18 protein-coding genes are annotated in these 14,302 nt (G+C 71.5%); 12 read left to right on the forward strand and 6 right to left on the reverse strand.

Annotated elements, in window-relative coordinates; all coding sequences use genetic code 11:
• The first annotated feature begins 9 nt into the window (after window positions 1-9).
• Window positions 10-1,041, forward strand: coding sequence for a saccharopine dehydrogenase NADP-binding domain-containing protein (locus tag ABZ928_RS37345; RefSeq protein WP_361528714.1), 1,032 nt, complete (start codon window positions 10-12; stop codon window positions 1,039-1,041).
• Window positions 1,042-1,068: 27 nt separating this feature from the next.
• Here the strand turns inward: ABZ928_RS37345 and ABZ928_RS37350 are convergent, their stop codons facing one another.
• On the reverse strand, window positions 1,069-1,761 hold the full coding sequence (locus tag ABZ928_RS37350) for an NAD(P)-binding domain-containing protein (protein WP_361528716.1): 693 nt from the start codon (window positions 1,759-1,761) through the stop codon (window positions 1,069-1,071).
• A 74-nt stretch (window positions 1,762-1,835) separates the two neighbouring features.
• Between ABZ928_RS37350 and ABZ928_RS37355 the strand changes: the two genes are divergently transcribed.
• The 5 genes from ABZ928_RS37355 to ABZ928_RS37375 all read left to right on the forward strand — a co-directional run bounded on the left by ABZ928_RS37355 (window position 1,836) and on the right by ABZ928_RS37375 (window position 5,566).
• On the forward strand, window positions 1,836-2,195 hold the full coding sequence (locus tag ABZ928_RS37355) for a helix-turn-helix domain-containing protein (protein WP_361528718.1): 360 nt from the start codon (window positions 1,836-1,838) through the stop codon (window positions 2,193-2,195).
• Between the two features lie 567 nt (window positions 2,196-2,762).
• Entirely contained in the window at window positions 2,763-3,563 is an 801-nt protein-coding gene (locus tag ABZ928_RS37360) for an SAM-dependent methyltransferase (protein WP_361528720.1), read from the forward strand.
• Between the two features lie 43 nt (window positions 3,564-3,606).
• Window positions 3,607-4,149, forward strand: coding sequence for a hypothetical protein (locus ABZ928_RS37365; protein WP_361528722.1), 543 nt, complete (start codon window positions 3,607-3,609; stop codon window positions 4,147-4,149).
• A 161-nt stretch (window positions 4,150-4,310) separates the two neighbouring features.
• Window positions 4,311-4,697, forward strand: coding sequence for a VOC family protein (locus ABZ928_RS37370; protein ID WP_361528724.1), 387 nt, complete (start codon window positions 4,311-4,313; stop codon window positions 4,695-4,697).
• 107 nt (window positions 4,698-4,804) lie between these two features.
• Window positions 4,805-5,566: a PIG-L family deacetylase gene (locus ABZ928_RS37375; RefSeq protein ID WP_361528726.1), complete on the forward strand. Its 762-nt coding sequence runs from the start codon at window positions 4,805-4,807 to the stop codon at window positions 5,564-5,566.
• 73 nt (window positions 5,567-5,639) lie between these two features.
• On the opposite strand, the gene ABZ928_RS37380 is transcribed toward ABZ928_RS37375, so the two are convergent.
• Together ABZ928_RS37380 and ABZ928_RS37385 are read right to left on the reverse strand one after the other, a co-directional pair.
• Complete coding sequence (locus ABZ928_RS37380) at window positions 5,640-6,005, reverse strand: hypothetical protein (protein ID WP_361528728.1); 366 nt, start codon at window positions 6,003-6,005, stop codon at window positions 5,640-5,642.
• Between the two features lie 107 nt (window positions 6,006-6,112).
• Window positions 6,113-6,745, reverse strand: a complete 633-nt coding sequence (locus tag ABZ928_RS37385) for a TetR/AcrR family transcriptional regulator (RefSeq protein WP_361528730.1) — start codon at window positions 6,743-6,745, stop codon at window positions 6,113-6,115.
• 87 nt (window positions 6,746-6,832) lie between these two features.
• Here ABZ928_RS37385 and ABZ928_RS37390 point away from each other — a divergent pair, with 87 nt between their 5' ends.
• The 3 genes from ABZ928_RS37390 to ABZ928_RS37400 all read left to right on the forward strand — a co-directional run bounded on the left by ABZ928_RS37390 (window position 6,833) and on the right by ABZ928_RS37400 (window position 9,568).
• A complete protein-coding gene (locus ABZ928_RS37390) occupies window positions 6,833-7,714 on the forward strand; it encodes an ABC transporter ATP-binding protein (protein ID WP_361528732.1) in 882 nt (293 codons plus the stop codon).
• Window positions 7,698-8,462, forward strand: coding sequence for an ABC transporter permease (locus ABZ928_RS37395; RefSeq protein ID WP_361528734.1), 765 nt, complete (start codon window positions 7,698-7,700; stop codon window positions 8,460-8,462). The genes ABZ928_RS37390 and ABZ928_RS37395 overlap by 17 nt, the downstream gene beginning before the upstream one ends.
• Window positions 8,463-8,590: 128 nt before the next feature.
• A complete protein-coding gene (locus ABZ928_RS37400; protein ID WP_361528736.1) occupies window positions 8,591-9,568 on the forward strand; it encodes an endonuclease/exonuclease/phosphatase family protein in 978 nt (325 codons plus the stop codon).
• 18 nt (window positions 9,569-9,586) lie between these two features.
• Here the strand turns inward: ABZ928_RS37400 and ABZ928_RS37405 are convergent, their stop codons facing one another.
• The 3 genes from ABZ928_RS37405 to ABZ928_RS37415 all read right to left on the reverse strand — a co-directional run bounded on the left by ABZ928_RS37405 (window position 9,587) and on the right by ABZ928_RS37415 (window position 11,581).
• Window positions 9,587-10,390 (reverse strand): maleylpyruvate isomerase family mycothiol-dependent enzyme, encoded by an 804-nt coding sequence (locus tag ABZ928_RS37405; RefSeq protein ID WP_361528738.1) that lies wholly within the window; start codon window positions 10,388-10,390, stop codon window positions 9,587-9,589.
• A gap of 62 nt (window positions 10,391-10,452) precedes the next feature.
• Window positions 10,453-10,914: a nuclear transport factor 2 family protein gene (locus ABZ928_RS37410; RefSeq protein WP_361528740.1), complete on the reverse strand. Its 462-nt coding sequence runs from the start codon at window positions 10,912-10,914 to the stop codon at window positions 10,453-10,455.
• A 76-nt stretch (window positions 10,915-10,990) separates the two neighbouring features.
• The gene (locus tag ABZ928_RS37415; protein WP_361528742.1) at window positions 10,991-11,581 is read right to left on the reverse strand and encodes a TetR/AcrR family transcriptional regulator; all 591 of its coding nucleotides are present in this window, start codon (window positions 11,579-11,581) and stop codon (window positions 10,991-10,993) included.
• Window positions 11,582-11,766: 185 nt separating this feature from the next.
• Here ABZ928_RS37415 and ABZ928_RS37420 point away from each other — a divergent pair, with 185 nt between their 5' ends.
• The 3 genes from ABZ928_RS37420 (at window position 11,767) to ABZ928_RS37430 (ending at window position 14,265) form a co-directional block, all read left to right on the forward strand.
• Window positions 11,767-12,786, forward strand: a complete 1,020-nt coding sequence (locus ABZ928_RS37420; RefSeq protein ID WP_361528744.1) for an aldo/keto reductase — start codon at window positions 11,767-11,769, stop codon at window positions 12,784-12,786.
• Between the two features lie 30 nt (window positions 12,787-12,816).
• Entirely contained in the window at window positions 12,817-13,695 is an 879-nt protein-coding gene (locus tag ABZ928_RS37425) for an LLM class flavin-dependent oxidoreductase (RefSeq protein ID WP_361528746.1), read from the forward strand.
• 96 nt (window positions 13,696-13,791) lie between these two features.
• Window positions 13,792-14,265, forward strand: coding sequence for a DUF1801 domain-containing protein (locus ABZ928_RS37430; protein ID WP_361528748.1), 474 nt, complete (start codon window positions 13,792-13,794; stop codon window positions 14,263-14,265).
• Window positions 14,266-14,302: the final 37 nt, after the last annotated feature.

The raw sequence follows: 14,302 nt of genomic DNA on the forward strand, positions 1-14,302 counted from the left end.
GAGCAACCCATGGGAACGGGACAGACGGTCACGGTGTACGGCGCCTACGGCCACACCGGACGCTTCGTGGTGACGCACCTGCTGGAGCGCGGGTTCGTCCCGGTGCTCGCCGGCCGCGACGCCGACCGGCTGAAGGAACTGGCGGCAGCCACCCCCGGCCTGGAGATCCGGCAGGCGTCGGTCGACGACCCGGCCGCGCTCGACGACGCCCTCGCCGGCGCGGACGCGGTGATCAACTGCGCGGGCCCGTTCGCCACGACCGCCGCTCCCGTCATCGAGGCGGCCCTGCGCGCCGGGATCCCGTACGTGGACGTGGCCGCAGAGATCGAGGCCAACGCCGACACCTTCGCCCACTTCGCCGACCGCGCCCGGGAGTTGCGGGCGGTGATCGTCCCCGCGATGGCCTTCTACGGCGGCCTCGGCGACCTGCTGGCCACCGCCGCGATGGGCGACTGGACCTCGGCCAACGAGGCGATCGTCGCGTACGGGCTGAGCAGTTGGCACCCCACCGCCGGCACCCGCACCGCGGGCGCGGTCTCCCACGAGCGGCGCGGCGGCAGGCGCGTCCGCTACGCCAACGGGCAGTTGGAGTACCACGACAACGAACCGACCGTCCTGGCATGGCCGTTCCCCGCACCGCTCGGCACCAGGGACGTGGTCGGGGAGTTCACGATGGCCGACGTCGTCACCATCCCCAGCCATCTCTCCATCCCCGACGTCCGCACCCACATGGCGGCCGAGGCGGCCCGTGACCTCGCGACCCCGGGCACCCCCGCCCCCACCGCGGCCGACGACGACGGACGCTCCGACCAGACCTTCCTCGTCGACGCCGTCGTCCGCTCCGGCGACCTCGAACGACGCGCCGTGGCCACGGGCCAGGACATCTACGCCGTCACCGCACCCCTCGCCGTCGAGGCGGTCCACCGCATCCTCACCGGCCGGACCCGCACGGTCGGCGTGGCCTCGGCGGGGGAGATCTTCGACGCGCCCGACTTTCTGCGGGCGCTGTCCCCGCACATCACCTTCGAACTGTCGCGGTAGCACGGCGGCCGTCCAGGGCAGGGCTGCTTACCGGTGGTCCGATCCGGCCTGGTGACTCGGGCCGGCCTGGTGACTCGGGCCGGCCGCGTAGGCCAACGGAGGCGCGATTGCCTGGGCGTCCGCCCCCTCGCCGACCCACAGGGCGATGAACAGCGCGGCGGTCGCCTCCAGCCATCCCGCTCGTTCGAGACCACCGCCGGACACGGGCTCGCAACCCACGTCCCGCACCAACTCGCGTACACGCGCGAGGGCCGTCCCGTCGTCCCCGCAGAGGGGCACGGCCAGCGGCCGCCCGTCGAACACGGGGGGCCGCATACGCCACACGTCCTCGTGGCAGAGGTTGAAACCCTTGACCACGCGGGCCCCCGGCGCCGCCGCGGCCAGCCGTTGGGCCGCCGAGGGACCTCCCTCCGTCAGCAGCCGAAAGCCCGGCCCGACCGGGTTGGAGCAGTCGAGCAGCACCTTGCCCTCCAGGGGCGCGCGCAAGTCCCGTACCACTTCCGCCCCCGCCCCGAAGGGCAGCGCGACCAGCACCACCTCCTGAGCGGACTCGGCCGCGGCGCGCAGACCGGCGGGCTCCGCGCGGCCTCCGATGCGCCTGGCGAGCCGCTCCGCCTTGTGCGGGTCCCGTCCCCCGACGACCACCTCGTGCCCGGCCCGCACCCAGTGGGTGGCGAGGGCGTCAGCCATGTTGCCCGTTCCGAGTACGCCGATTCTCATCACACGGTCACCTCTCCGTCCTTGCTGGATCGTTCACAACGACGCTAGAAGGCGCTTCGGGCACCATTTGGTACGTGACCACCGACGCCTTCCTCGCCGACTGCCGCGCCCGCCTCGCCTTCGACCTGCTCTCCAACACCTGGAACGCCGTGGTGCTTTGGGCGCTGCGCGACGGCCCCAGCCGCCCGGTCGAACTCCGGGAACGGATCGGAGGCATCAGCTCCAAGGTCCTGACCGAGACCCTGAGGCGGTTGCAGTTCAACGGACTCGTCGAGCGCCAGCCTGCCTCCCACGCGCCCGCGCGGGTGGAGTACCGACTCACCCCTCTGGGGCGGACCTTGCTGTCGCCCATCGACGCCTTCGGCACATGGGCTTTCGAGTACGGCGATGAGGTCATGACGGCTCAGGAAGCAGCCTGCGCTCCCGAGGCGTAGTCCCCCTCCTGCCCTTGGCCGCTCCCGGCCAGGCTCCATACCAAACCGTGTGGTATGTCGGGGAGTTGAGGTGAGCGCTGGCCAACTGGCCTGGCTGGAACAGGCATTGGGGCTGTTGAGAGAGCAGAGAGCCCCGGCGGTGACGTTGGAGCGGCTGTGCGAGGGGGCCGCCGCTGCCCAAGGCGGAGGTGCGCGGCATGTATGACCTGCTGTGGCCGACAGCCCCTGCGTGCCGAGGAGATCCCCTTCACCATCGGCGGCAATGTCTCCTTCTTCACCGTCGCCGCCGCTACCGACCACTACCTCGTCCTCGAAGCGGCCGACACTCACCTCACCGGCTACCTCGCCGTCGTCACCGCACCCGCCGCTGACGGTCGACTTCAACCTCATCCGTCCCTTCCACCACCTGGTGGTCGCCGGCATGACGAAGGCGGGAGCCCGCGCGGCCCGCGACGGGAACCCCTGAGCACCTCGCCCGAAGCGAACGAACTGCTGTCTGAACAGGGGCAGTTGATGTGCGAAGCTGTCTCCAGGGGATCACGGTGATCGCGGCGAGAGGAGCAGAGGGTGACAGCGGACGGCGTGCGTTCCGAGGAGATCGACACCAGCAGACCGCACCCCGCTCGGATCTACGACTATCTGCTGGGCGGCAAGGACAACTACGAGGTCGACCAGCGAGCCGGCGACGAACTCGCCGCCGCCGCGCCGGAAGTACGGATAGGCCTGCGCGCCAACCGCGCCTTCCTGCGGCGCGCGGTCCGTCACGTCGTCACCGAGGGCGGCATCCGGCAGATCCTCGACATCGGCACCGGCCTGCCCACCTCGCCGAACGTCCACGAGATCGCACTGGACGCGGCGCCGGACGTGCGCGTCGCGTACGTCGACAACGATCCGATCGTCAAGTCACACGGCGACGCCCTCCTCAGCAGCGAGGGAGCGACCAGCATCGTGCTCGGCGATCTGCGGGACCCGCGGGCGATCGTGGAGCACCCCGACATCCGCCGGATCATCGACTTCGACGAACCCGTCGCCCTCCTCCTCGTCGCCATCGTCCACTTCCTGACCGACGCGGAGAAGCCCGAGGAGACCATCGCGACCTTGCGCGACGCGCTCGCGCCCGGCAGCTTCCTCGTCCTCTCCCACGCCACCGGCGACTTCGCCGACCGCACCGCGGCCCAGGCCGTCTACAACAAGGCCACCGCCACCCTCAACCTGCGCTCCCGCACCGAGATCGAGCGCTTCTTCAACGGCTTCGACCTCATCACCCCCGGCCTGTCCCAGGCCCCGTTCTGGCGCCCGGACAGCCCGCCCCCGCCGGGATCCGAACAGATCGGCTTCTACGGAGGCGTGGCCCGCAAGTCCGCCTGAACCGGCAAACGGTAACCGGCACCGCAGAAGGGGGAGCACGTCGATGGACCAGTGGGCCACACTGCTGGGCGTGGTGGTGGGCGCGGTGGCCTCGTACGCGGCCTCGGCGCTCACCGAACGGACGCGATGGCGTCGCGTGCAGGCCGAGCGCTGGCACGAGAAGAAGTTCGAGGTGTACGCCGGCTACGGGAACGCGCTCAAGGAGCAGATCTGGATCACTCAGCGCATCGGGGCGGCGCTGGGTTACCCGGACGTGGTGGACCCGCTGGAGCCTGATGAAGGACTGCGGCTCCTGGCCGACGGCGAAGCACGCCGGGCCACGCTGTGGGAGTCCGTGCTGCTCGTCGGCGACGCGGAGACGGTGGCCGCCGCACGGTCCTGGCACGAGGCGATCTGGACGATGATGCTGCATGTGCGGGAGCGGCGGCAGGACGCCGAGGGATGGGTCCGCGACTCGTGGCGGGTGAGCGGGCGGCGCGACGCGTTCTACGTCTGCGCCCGACGCGAGCTGGGCGTGGCCGGACCTCCGCCCCCGTCCGGCAACTGGCCGCGCGCATGGCAGGAGCACGACGGGGTCGCCCCCTGAGCCCGCGTGTCCGGGGCGATCGTCTGCGATCCGGTCGGTCTTGGCGGAGGATGTCTTCGAGGTGCCGGTCGGCCCTGTCCGTCGGCCGCGCGACCTGAACACCGAACGCCCTGAGCCTCTCGAGCCGCGGCGGCTCAGGCCCGACGTACCGGAGAGCATCGATGAGGATCCATCTGTCCAGCGTCTTCGTGGACGACCAGGAGACGGCCCTGCGCTTCTACACGGACGTGCTGGGCTTCGTGAAGAAGCACGACGTCCCGCTGGGGGAGGACCGGTGGCTGACCGTGGTGTCGCCCGAGGACCCCGACGGCACCGAACTGGTGCTGGAGCCCTCCGGTCATCCCGCGGTGCAGCCGTACAAGACGGCACTGGTCCGGGACGGCATCCCGGCCACCGCCTTCGCCGTGGACGACGTGCACGCGGAGTACGCCCGGCTGCGCGAGCTCGGCGTGCGCTTCACCCAGGAGCCGGTCGAGGCGGGCCCGGTCATCTTCGCCGTACTGGACGACACCTGCGGCAACCTGATCCAGATCATCCACAACAAGTAGCCTCCGGCGCAGGCGGCAGCCATGCCCGACCGGTCCGACCTCGTCCGGTCTGATTCCGCCTGCTCCTGCCTGTTCCTGTTCCTGTTCCTGATCCGAGGTGACGCCCCGTGCCCCCGCCGGACCTGCTCGCCGTCTTCGCGCACCCCGACGACGAGTCCCTGGCGGCAGGCGGCGTCCTCGCCCGGCACGCCTCCGCGGGTGCCCGTACCGCGGTCGTCACGGCGACCTGGGCCCCGGACACCCCGCGCGCGGCGGAGCTGGCCGAGGCGCTGCCGATCCTGGGCGCCGGGGCACCGCGGATGCTCGGCCACGCCGACGCGCGCGCCCCGCACTCGGCGCCGGGCAGGGCACGGTTCTGCGACGCGCCGCTCGACGAACTGGTCCGTGAACTGGTCGCGCACATCCGGGAGTTCCGCCCGGACGTCGTGGTCACCCACGATGCGTACGGCGGCCTGACCGGGCACCCGGATCACGTGCACACCCACCGCGTCACCACGCTCGCATTTCAGGCCGCGGGCCTGGAACGGCTCTACCCGGACGCCGGTGAGCCCTGGCAGCCCGGCGCCCTCTATCTCGCCACGCACCCGCACTCCGCCTTACGCGGCTGGGGCGGGTACTGGGCCTCGACGGGCAAGGCCCTGCACAGCGTTCCCGACGAGTGGATCGCCGCCACGGTCGACGTCGGCCCCTGGCTGGAGCAGAAGACCGCCGCCGTCCTGGCGCACCGCACCGAGGTGCGGAGAGGAGCGGCCCCGGGAGTCATCGCCGCCCTCCCGCCGTACGACCGCGCACAGTTGCTGTCCACGGAGTGGTACATCCGCCACGACCCCCACTCAACGGGGCCGCCGCGGACGGAGCTGACGGTCTGAGGTCCTGCCCTTGGCAGCGTCGAACCGCGTCAAGTGCGGGCGAACGGCGGTGAGTTGCCGCGCCCGGGCGGCGTCAGCCCCGTCCCTCCGGCCGCGTGCGCTGCGCCAGCACCACCGCGGCCACGCCCGCCGCACCCACCACCCCGACCGAGCGGAGGGCGCGCGAGGAGCGCCACGACAGCATCGACCACCGCGACTGCGCGGACAGGACCGACCCCGTGCTCAGCCACGAGCCGAACGAGATCAGCGACAGCGCGGACCCGATCGATCCGACGGACAGCGCGCTGCCGATCGACCCTACGGACAGGGCGGAGCCGACCGACCCGATGGACAACACCGATCCCACGGAGCCGATCGACAGCACCGAGTCCTGCGACCACAGGGACAGGAACGAGCCACCGGAATCGCGGTGCGCCGACGCTACGGCTGATTTCGTCATGGAGCCATCTTGCCCATCGGCCCGGCGCGCGTGCACCCGATGCGGCGAACCGGCCCGGCAGCCGGACCGTCGACCCTTCCGCCCGCCCGCGTCCGCCGCTCCGGCCGTCAGTCCGCCCGCTTCGCCACCGCCTCCACGAGCCGCCGGATGTCGTCCAAATCCGCCTCGAACTCGGCGCTGAGATCCACCGGCAGGTCGAGCCAGGGCGCGAGCCTCGCGTGCCCGGGGAGTTCGGCCTCGGGGAGGCGGCCGCGGCGGCTGCGGGGATCCTCCGTGCCGGGGGCGAAGCGGCCCGAGGCCTCGGAGGCGGCGAAGCCGATGACGAAGGTGCTGACGAGGCGTTCGAGGCGGGGGACTTGGGCCTCGGGGACCCCGGCGTCGAGGAGCGCGGTGTAGATGATGTCCACCGCGCGGACGGCGTCGGGCGTCACGGCGGGCCGGGAGAAGAGCAGCTGCGCGGCCCACGGGTGGCGCTGCGTCACCTCGCGGCAGGCACGCCCGAGCGCGACGAGCCGTTCGTCCCAGGCCAGGCCGCGCGCGGTGTCGCCCGGCAGCAGCGCGGCGAGCAGCCGCCCGACCATGCCGTCCAGCAGCGCCCCCTTGTCCTTGACATGCCGGTACAGCGCCATCGGCGTCACGCCGACCCGGTCGGCCAGGGCGCGCATGGAGACGGCTTCGAGGCCGCGCTCGTCCGCGATGGCCAGGGCCGCGTCCAGGATCTCTTCCCGTCTGCCACTCATGGGTCTACAGTGTAGACGTATACGCCGTAGACGTGTACATCGTAGACATGGGTGTGGAGGCAATGGCGTGGAGACAGAGGGGGAACGATGCTGCTGGCAGAAGGCCTGGTGAAGCGCTACGGTCCGAGCCGCGCGCTCGACGGCTTCGACCTGGCGGTCGAGCCCGGCGAGATCGTCGGCCTGATCGGGCACAACGGCGCCGGGAAGACCACGTTCGTCGAGGTCGTCACAGGTCTCGTACGTCCTGACGCGGGCCGTGTCCGCATCGGCTCGCTCGACGCACTGCGCGCCGCCCGGGCCGCGCGGCGGCTCGTCGGAGTGGCACCTCAGGAACTGGCGTTGTACGGCACGGTCAGCGCCCGGGAGAACCTGCGGCTGTTCGCCGGGCTCGCGGGTCTGAGGGGGAGGCGGCGGGACGCCGAGATCGTCCGTGTCCTCGATGAGCTGCACCTGACCGGCGTGGCGGACCGGCCGGTGGGTGTTCTCTCCGGCGGGCAGCGCCGCCGTGTCCAGGCGGCCACCGCCCTCGTGGGCTCTCCGCCGCTGCTCCTGCTCGACGAACCGACCGCGGGAGCCGACCCGGAGACCCGTTCGGCTCTGCTCGCCGCTGTCAGGGCCCGCGCCGAGGCGGGTGCCGCCGTCGTCTACACGACGCACTATCTGCCGGAACTCGTCGACCTCGACGCCACGTTGGCGCTCGCCCGTGCGGGCCGGATCATCGCGCGGGGCAGCCGGCAGGAGCTCACCCGCCATCTGCCCGGCGAGCTGAGAGTCACCTTCACCGACCCCGCCGAACCGGCCCTGCGGCTGCCGACCACGGACCCAGGCGCCGACCTCGCCGCCCTGCTGGCCTCCGGCCGCACACCGGCGTCCGTCGACATCCGCCGCCCCAGCCTCGACGACCTCTACCACGCCATGGAGAGCGCAGCTCTCGGAAAGGATGCGGAGCCCCGTGAAGCCGCCGCGTGAGTCCGCCGCCCGCATCGGCGTCCTGGTGCGCCACAACGCACTGCTGATGCTCCGTGAACCCGGCCCGCTGCTCAGCCGGATGATCCTCCCGCTCGTCTTTCTCACCCTGCTGCGCCCGCTCTACCTGGCCGCCCAGGGCCCGGTCGCCGGCACCGAACAGGCCGTCCTCGGCACCCTGGTCACCTTCTCGCTGCTCGCCCTGAGCATCTCCGGCAACGCGATCCTCACGGAACGCCTCGGCCGCACCTGGGACCGACTGCGCGGCACACCGCTGCGTCCCGCGGAACTCCTCGCCGGCAAGGCCATCCCCGTCTTCGCGGCCCTGCTCGCCCAGCAACTCCTCATCATCGGGTTCGGCGTCGGCGTCTTCGGCCTGCCCCTCGCGCACCCCTTCCTCCTGCTGGCGGTCCTGCTCACCTGGACCGCCACCCTCCTCGCCCTCGGCACCCTGATCGGCGTCCTGGTGCGCAGCATGGGCGAGCTCTCCGCCGCCTTCGACATCGGCGGCATGCTCCTGAGCAGCCTCGGCGGCGCCCTCGTCCCGCTGAGCGTCCTGCCCGCCTGGGTCGCCGCCGTGGCCCCGGCGTCCCCCGGCTACTGGGCCGTCCACGGCCTGCACGCCGCCCTCGACGGCGACACCCGCACCACGGCGACCGCCTGCGCGACCCTCCTGACGGTGGCGCTCCTGTGCGCGGGGCTCGCGGCGGTACGTCTGCAAGGGCGCAGCGGGCGACTGGTGGCGCTGTGACCGTGACGACCGGCCACGTCACCGGAACGGGTGCTTGCCCCGCCGCAGGCGATCTCGGAGTCTCGAATCCCGGAGTCTCGAATCCCGGGGTTTCGAAAGACGCCCCGCCCCGGCCCCCAGGAGGACCCGTGCCCGCCGAAGCCGACATCTTTGCGCCACCCCAGTCCGTGGTGACCAAGCTGGAGCACTGGAACGCGTTCCTCGACGACCTCGTACCGGCGAAGGACAACGGCGCCAACCTCCTCATCGCCACCTGGAACCTGCGCGCCTTCTCCGATCTCACCAAGGCCTGGAAGACGCCCGAAGGTGTCTCGCCGAAGCGGAACTTCACCGACATCCACCTGATCGCGTCGGCGGTCAGCCGCTTCGACGTCGTCGCCGTGCAGGAGGTGCGCGGCAACCTGCGGGCCCTGCGCTATCTGCTGAAAGTCCTCGGTGAGGACTGGGCGTTCATCCTCACCGACGTGACCCGGGGGAAGGCGGGCAACAGCGAACGGCTGGCGTTCCTGTTCGACACCCGCAGGGTGAAGCCCTCCGGCCTCGCCTGCGAACTGGTGGTGCCGATCGAGGAGGACGCGGGTGTCCCCGAGGCCGGTCTGGAGCGGCAGTTCGCCCGTACTCCGTACGCGGTCAGCTTCTTCTCCCAAGGCCAGACGTTCACGCTGGTCACCCTGCACGTCCTGTTCGGCGACCAGGCGGCGGACCGGGTGCCGGAACTGCGGGCGATCGCCGAGTGGCTGGCGAGCTGGGCGGAGCGGGAGTTCGGCTGGGACCACAACCTGATCGCACTCGGCGACTTCAACATCGACCACGCCGACGACCCCCTGTTCGAGGCGTTCACCTCCACCGGCCTGGTCCCCGCACCGCCGCTCGCGGCCCTGCCGCGCACGATCTTCGACGACCCGGGCGCCGAGCACTTCTACGACCAGATCGCCTGGTTCACCAAGGGCCAGCAACACCGCCCGGTGCTCACCCTGGAGGCCCGGACGGGCGGCAACATCGACTTCGTGCCCGAGCTCAAGGGCGACCGGACCCTGAACGACCTCTCCTGGCACATCTCCGACCACTACCCGCTGTGGGTGGAGTTCGCGGTACCGGACAACTGAACACGTGCGACATCTCGCCTACTTGCGCAGCCAGAAACCGGACCGCTCCAGCCACAGCGCCAGCAGATCCGTGTCCCCGAACACCTCGACGGACGCGTCGGCCGGGGTACGGCGGCCGTAGAGCAGCAGCACGAGGTCGGAGAGCGGGGCCCGTACCGCCACCGCGGCTTTCTCATGGGCGTGGCTCCAGGTGACCGGCACGTCCGTGAGGTCCACCAGCCACTCGGCGTCGGCCGCGTCGGTGGCGTGCAGATGCAAGGTCCGGCCCGGACCGGTGAGCGGCGGTGCGTCGGGCCCGGCGGCCTCCAGCACCCGTGGCAGGGCGCCGAAGCCCATCCACTCGTCCAGGGCGTCACGGGCCAGGTCCTCGCGTACGGCGAAGGGGGCGCCCGTGGCGAAGGCTCCGTCGGCGGCGTGCAGGGTCGTCTCGTGGGTCATCCGGCGGGCCCAGAAAGCGGCGGTGCCGCCCGGGGCCACCGTCCACAGCGGGGCGTCGGGACCGGCCTCGCGCAGGGCCCCGGTCAGCTCCGCGGCACCCTCGGCGAGCCAGGCGTCCAGCGCGTCCGGGGTCTCGGGGCCGGGGGAGAAGACGTCGTCGACCATGTCGTGGGGGACGGGCCCGGTCGCCCGCGTGCCGACGATCCGAGCCGCCCAGCGATGCGTCCCGCCGACGTGCCGGGCGAGCTCGGTGAGGGTCCAGCCGGGACACGCGGGGACGGGAGTGCCCGCCGGACCCGCCGCGGCGGAGCGCACGGCGGCCCGCAACTCGTCGGTCCTGGAACTGATTTCGCCGCAGTACGCCTCGTGGCTCACGTCACTCACCCGTACACCGTAGGTCGGGGGCAAGTCCGCGTTCAACGTGATTCATGGCGATTCAGCGCGGTTCAGCGCGGCTCGCCGAGCGCGGCGACCACCGCCTCCAGCCGCCCCATGTCACGGGCGACGCCGAGCCCGTCCATGTAGTCGCGGACATGGACGATCCGGCCGTCCCGGACCCGGATGACCAGGAGCCCGGGGATGCTGAACGCCCGCCCGGTCGTGGCCACCGTCCCGGTGACGACCTGCTCCACGGTGAGCACCTCGGCGTCGGTCTCGGTGTCGGTGCTCTCGTGCACGGCGACGGTACGGATGTCGCGCGGCTGCGCCGGACTCGCGCCCCAGGACGCCCGGTAGCCCGCGCGGACCTCCTCGCGCCCCTGATAACGCGGGGGCACGCCGGGAAACAGAAACGGGAACTCGTGGACGGCGTCGACCGCGTACAGATCGGCGAGATCGTCCGCGGACTTGTCGAGCATCGCCTGCTGGTAACGGGCCAGGATCTGGCGAGGGCTGAGGCCGTCCGTCATGGTGCTGGGGCTCCCTTCCGTCAACACACTTGTACGGCAGCCTACTTGGAGCCCCTCCCAACCCTCGCGCGGACGATCACTTCGGCAGGCGCAGCCCCGCGACGAGGAGTTCCACCAGCCGCCGCGCGTCGTACCGGGGATCGCTGTCCGCGCCGATGCAGAGGTTCCCCACGCCCCGCATCAGCGCATAGGGCTCCAGGTCGCCCCGCACCTCACCCGCCGCGGCCGCCGCGTCGAGCAGCTCGCCGCACACCGGTACGAGCCGGTCGAGGAAGTAGGCGTGCAGGGTGTCGAAGCCGGTGCTGTCGGACTGGAGTACGCCGGCGAGGCCGTGCTTGGTGACCAGGAAGTCGACGAACAGGTCGATCCACCGCCCCAGCGCGGCGTAGGGCGTGGCGGTGGTGGCGAGCAGGGCCGGTCCGGCCTCGGCGCAGGCGTCGACCTGGTGCCGGTAGACCGCGATGATCAGGTCCGCCCGGGTCGGGAAGTGGCGGTAGATCGTGCCCATCCCGACCCCGGCCTTTGCGGCGATCGCGCGCACCGGAGCGTCCACGCCCGACTCGACGAAGACCGCGGCGGCCGCGTCGAGCAGCGCCTCCTCGTTGCGCCGGGCGTCCGTCCTCTTGGGCCGGGCCGAGCGCCCCGCGCCCACGTCGCCGTCGTTCACAGCGTCGCTCCCTCCACCGGCATGCCGACAAAAGCCGTGCTTGCAAAAACGGAACACTGTTCCGTATCGTCTTAACCGGAACGTCGTTCCGCTTCGCTCATGATGCCAGAGCGGCGGCTCGGCGACCAATTCACGCGCTTTCACGCCCTCCGATCCCACCTCTTCCACGATGGAGGACCACGCTCATGCAGTACCGAACCCTGGGCCGCACCGGTGTGCAGGTCAGCACTCTCGCGCTCGGCGCGATGAACTTCGGCGCCATCGGGCGCACCACCCAGGACGAGGCCACCGCCCTCGTCGACGCCGCACTGGAGGCCGGCATCAACCTCATCGACACCGCCGACATGTACAGCCGCGGCGAGTCGGAGGAATTCGTCGGCAAGGCCATCGCCGGCCGCCGCGACGACATCGTGCTGGCCACGAAGGCGACCATGCCGATGAGCGATGAGCGCAACCACCAGGGCAGTTCCCGCCGTTGGCTGGTCACCGCACTGGACGACAGCCTGCGCCGGCTCGGCGTCGACCATGTCGACCTCTACCAGGTCCACCGCTGGGACCCGAACACCAGCGACGAGGAGACCCTGTCGGCCCTGACCGACCTGCAACGCGCCGGAAAGATCCGCTACTTCGGCTCCTCCACCTTCCCCGCCCACCGCATCGTCGAGGCCCAATGGGCGGCCCGTGAGCACCACTTGAGCCGCTATGTCACCGAGCAGCCCAGCTACTCCCTCCTCCAGCGCGGCATTGAGACCCACGTCCTGCCCGTGACCGAGCAGTACGGGCTCGGCGTACTGGTGTGGAGCCCGCTGGCCTCGGGCTGGCTGTCCGGCGCCGTCCGCGCGGACCGCCCCGTCACCACCAGCCGCTCCGCCTTCATGCCGGACCGCTTCGACATGACCCTTCCTGCCAACCGCGCCCGCCTCGAAGCCGTCGAGCAGCTCGCGAAGGTCGCCGACGAGGCCGGCCTGACGATGATCCAGCTCGCCCTCGGCTTCGTCACCGCCCACCCCGCCGTGACCAGTGCCCTCATCGGCCCCCGCACCTTCGACCATCTGCACACCCAGCTCGCCGCCGCCGACACCGTGCTCGGCGCCGATGTGCTCGACGCCGTCGACGCGATCGTCGCCCCCGGCACCGACCTGGCCGCCCACGAGAAGTACGACACCCCGCCCTCGCTCCTCGACGCGACACTGCGCCGCCGCTGACCAGGACAGAAGGACCCCGAGAAGGACCCCATGACACCCACCACCCGGCAGCGGACCAGCTTCGGCATCATGACCGCCCCCATGCACGTGACCTATGAGGAGGTCCTACAGGTCTGGCGCGAGGCGGACGAGATCCCGGAGATCGAGCACGCCTGGCTCTTCGACCACCTCATGCCGATCGGCGGCGACCCCCACGGCCCCGTCCACGAGGGCTGGACACTCCTGTCGGCCCTCGCCGCCCAGACCCGGCGACTGCGCCTCGGCCTGCTGGTCACCAGCAACCGCTTCCGGCCGCCCGCGATGCTCGCCAAGATCGCCACCACCGTCGACATCGTCTCCGGCGGACGCCTCGACTTCGGCATCGGCGTCGGCTCACGCCCCAGCCCGCCCGAGGCACACCGCGAATACCCGGCACACGGCCTGCCCTTCCACGACACCGCCCACGCCGTCGAAAGCCTCGCCGAGGCGTGCACGGTGATCCGGCGGCTGTGGACCGAGGAGAAACCCTTCGACTTCCACGGCACCCACGTCCGCCTCACCGGAGCCCTCGCCCACCCCAAACCCGTCCAGCGCCCGCACCCGCCGATCCTCGTCGGCGGCCGCGCCGCGGCGACCCTGCGCGTGGCCGCCGAACACGCCGACCTGTGGAACATCCCGGGCGGCGACCTCGACGACGCCGTCCGCCGCAGCGCACTCCTCGACCGCTACTGCGCCGAGATCGGCCGCGACCCCGCCACCCTCACCCGCTCCATCCATCTCGCCGTCTCCTACGACAGCCCGAGCACCACACGCCGGGCCATCGCCGAAGCGAGCGACGCCGGCTTCCGGCACATCGTCCTCGGCCTGCCCGCGCCCTACCCCGCGGGCGTCGCCCGCTGGGTCGCGGACCACCTCATCGGCGCCCGCTGACGACATCCGGTCAGTTTCGGAGAAGCCACGGCCGCCCCGGCTCCCTAACCTGGAAGTGTTCCCGCCGAGCACGTCGTACAGGAGAGGAATCCCGCCATGGGCACTCAGGCCTCCGGCAAGAGCAGCACCGCCACCGGTGAGAAGTACGACGGCTTCACCGACGAGGAGCGGGGCGCGATGAAGGAACGCGCCCAGGAACTCAAGGCGGCCGCACGGCGCGGTGCGCGTGCGGCCAAGCCGGACACGGAGAGCGAGGTGCTCGCGAAGATCGCCGAGATGGAGGAGGCGGACCGCGTCCTCGCCGAACGCGTCCACGCCATCGTCAGGGCCAACGCGCCCGAACTGACGCCCAAGCTCTGGTACGGCATGCCGGCGTACGCCAGTAACGGCAAGGTCGTCTGCTTCTTCCAGAGCGCGCAGAAGTTCAAGGCGAGGTACGCCACCCTCGGCTTCAACGACCTCGCGAACCTCGACGACGGCGCCATGTGGGCCACCGCCTTCGCCCTCACCGAGCTGACCGCCGACGTCGAGGCCCGGATCGGTGAACTGGTGAAGAAGGCGGTGGGCTGACGCCTCCGCTTGACGCCTCCGCACGACGGAGCGCCTG

Origin of the sequence: Streptomyces sp. NPDC046909 (assembly GCF_040644695.1) — a bacterium.
Classification (GTDB): Bacteria; Actinomycetota; Actinomycetes; order Streptomycetales; family Streptomycetaceae; genus Streptomyces.

Coding starts and splice junctions, on each gene's coding strand:
- ABZ928_RS37345 (WP_361528714.1), top strand. CDS start 10: ATGGGAACGGGACAGACGGTCACGGTGTACGGCGCCTACGGCCACACC.
- ABZ928_RS37350 (WP_361528716.1), bottom strand. CDS start 1,761: ATGAGAATCGGCGTACTCGGAACGGGCAACATGGCTGACGCCCTCGCC.
- ABZ928_RS37365 (WP_361528722.1), top strand. CDS start 3,607: ATGGACCAGTGGGCCACACTGCTGGGCGTGGTGGTGGGCGCGGTGGCC.
- ABZ928_RS37370 (WP_361528724.1), top strand. CDS start 4,311: ATGAGGATCCATCTGTCCAGCGTCTTCGTGGACGACCAGGAGACGGCC.
- ABZ928_RS37380 (WP_361528728.1), bottom strand. CDS start 6,005: ATGACGAAATCAGCCGTAGCGTCGGCGCACCGCGATTCCGGTGGCTCG.
- ABZ928_RS37385 (WP_361528730.1), bottom strand. CDS start 6,745: ATGAGTGGCAGACGGGAAGAGATCCTGGACGCGGCCCTGGCCATCGCG.
- ABZ928_RS37390 (WP_361528732.1), top strand. CDS start 6,833: ATGCTGCTGGCAGAAGGCCTGGTGAAGCGCTACGGTCCGAGCCGCGCG.
- ABZ928_RS37410 (WP_361528740.1), bottom strand. CDS start 10,914: ATGACGGACGGCCTCAGCCCTCGCCAGATCCTGGCCCGTTACCAGCAG.
- ABZ928_RS37420 (WP_361528744.1), top strand. CDS start 11,767: ATGCAGTACCGAACCCTGGGCCGCACCGGTGTGCAGGTCAGCACTCTC.
- ABZ928_RS37425 (WP_361528746.1), top strand. CDS start 12,817: ATGACACCCACCACCCGGCAGCGGACCAGCTTCGGCATCATGACCGCC.
- ABZ928_RS37430 (WP_361528748.1), top strand. CDS start 13,792: ATGGGCACTCAGGCCTCCGGCAAGAGCAGCACCGCCACCGGTGAGAAG.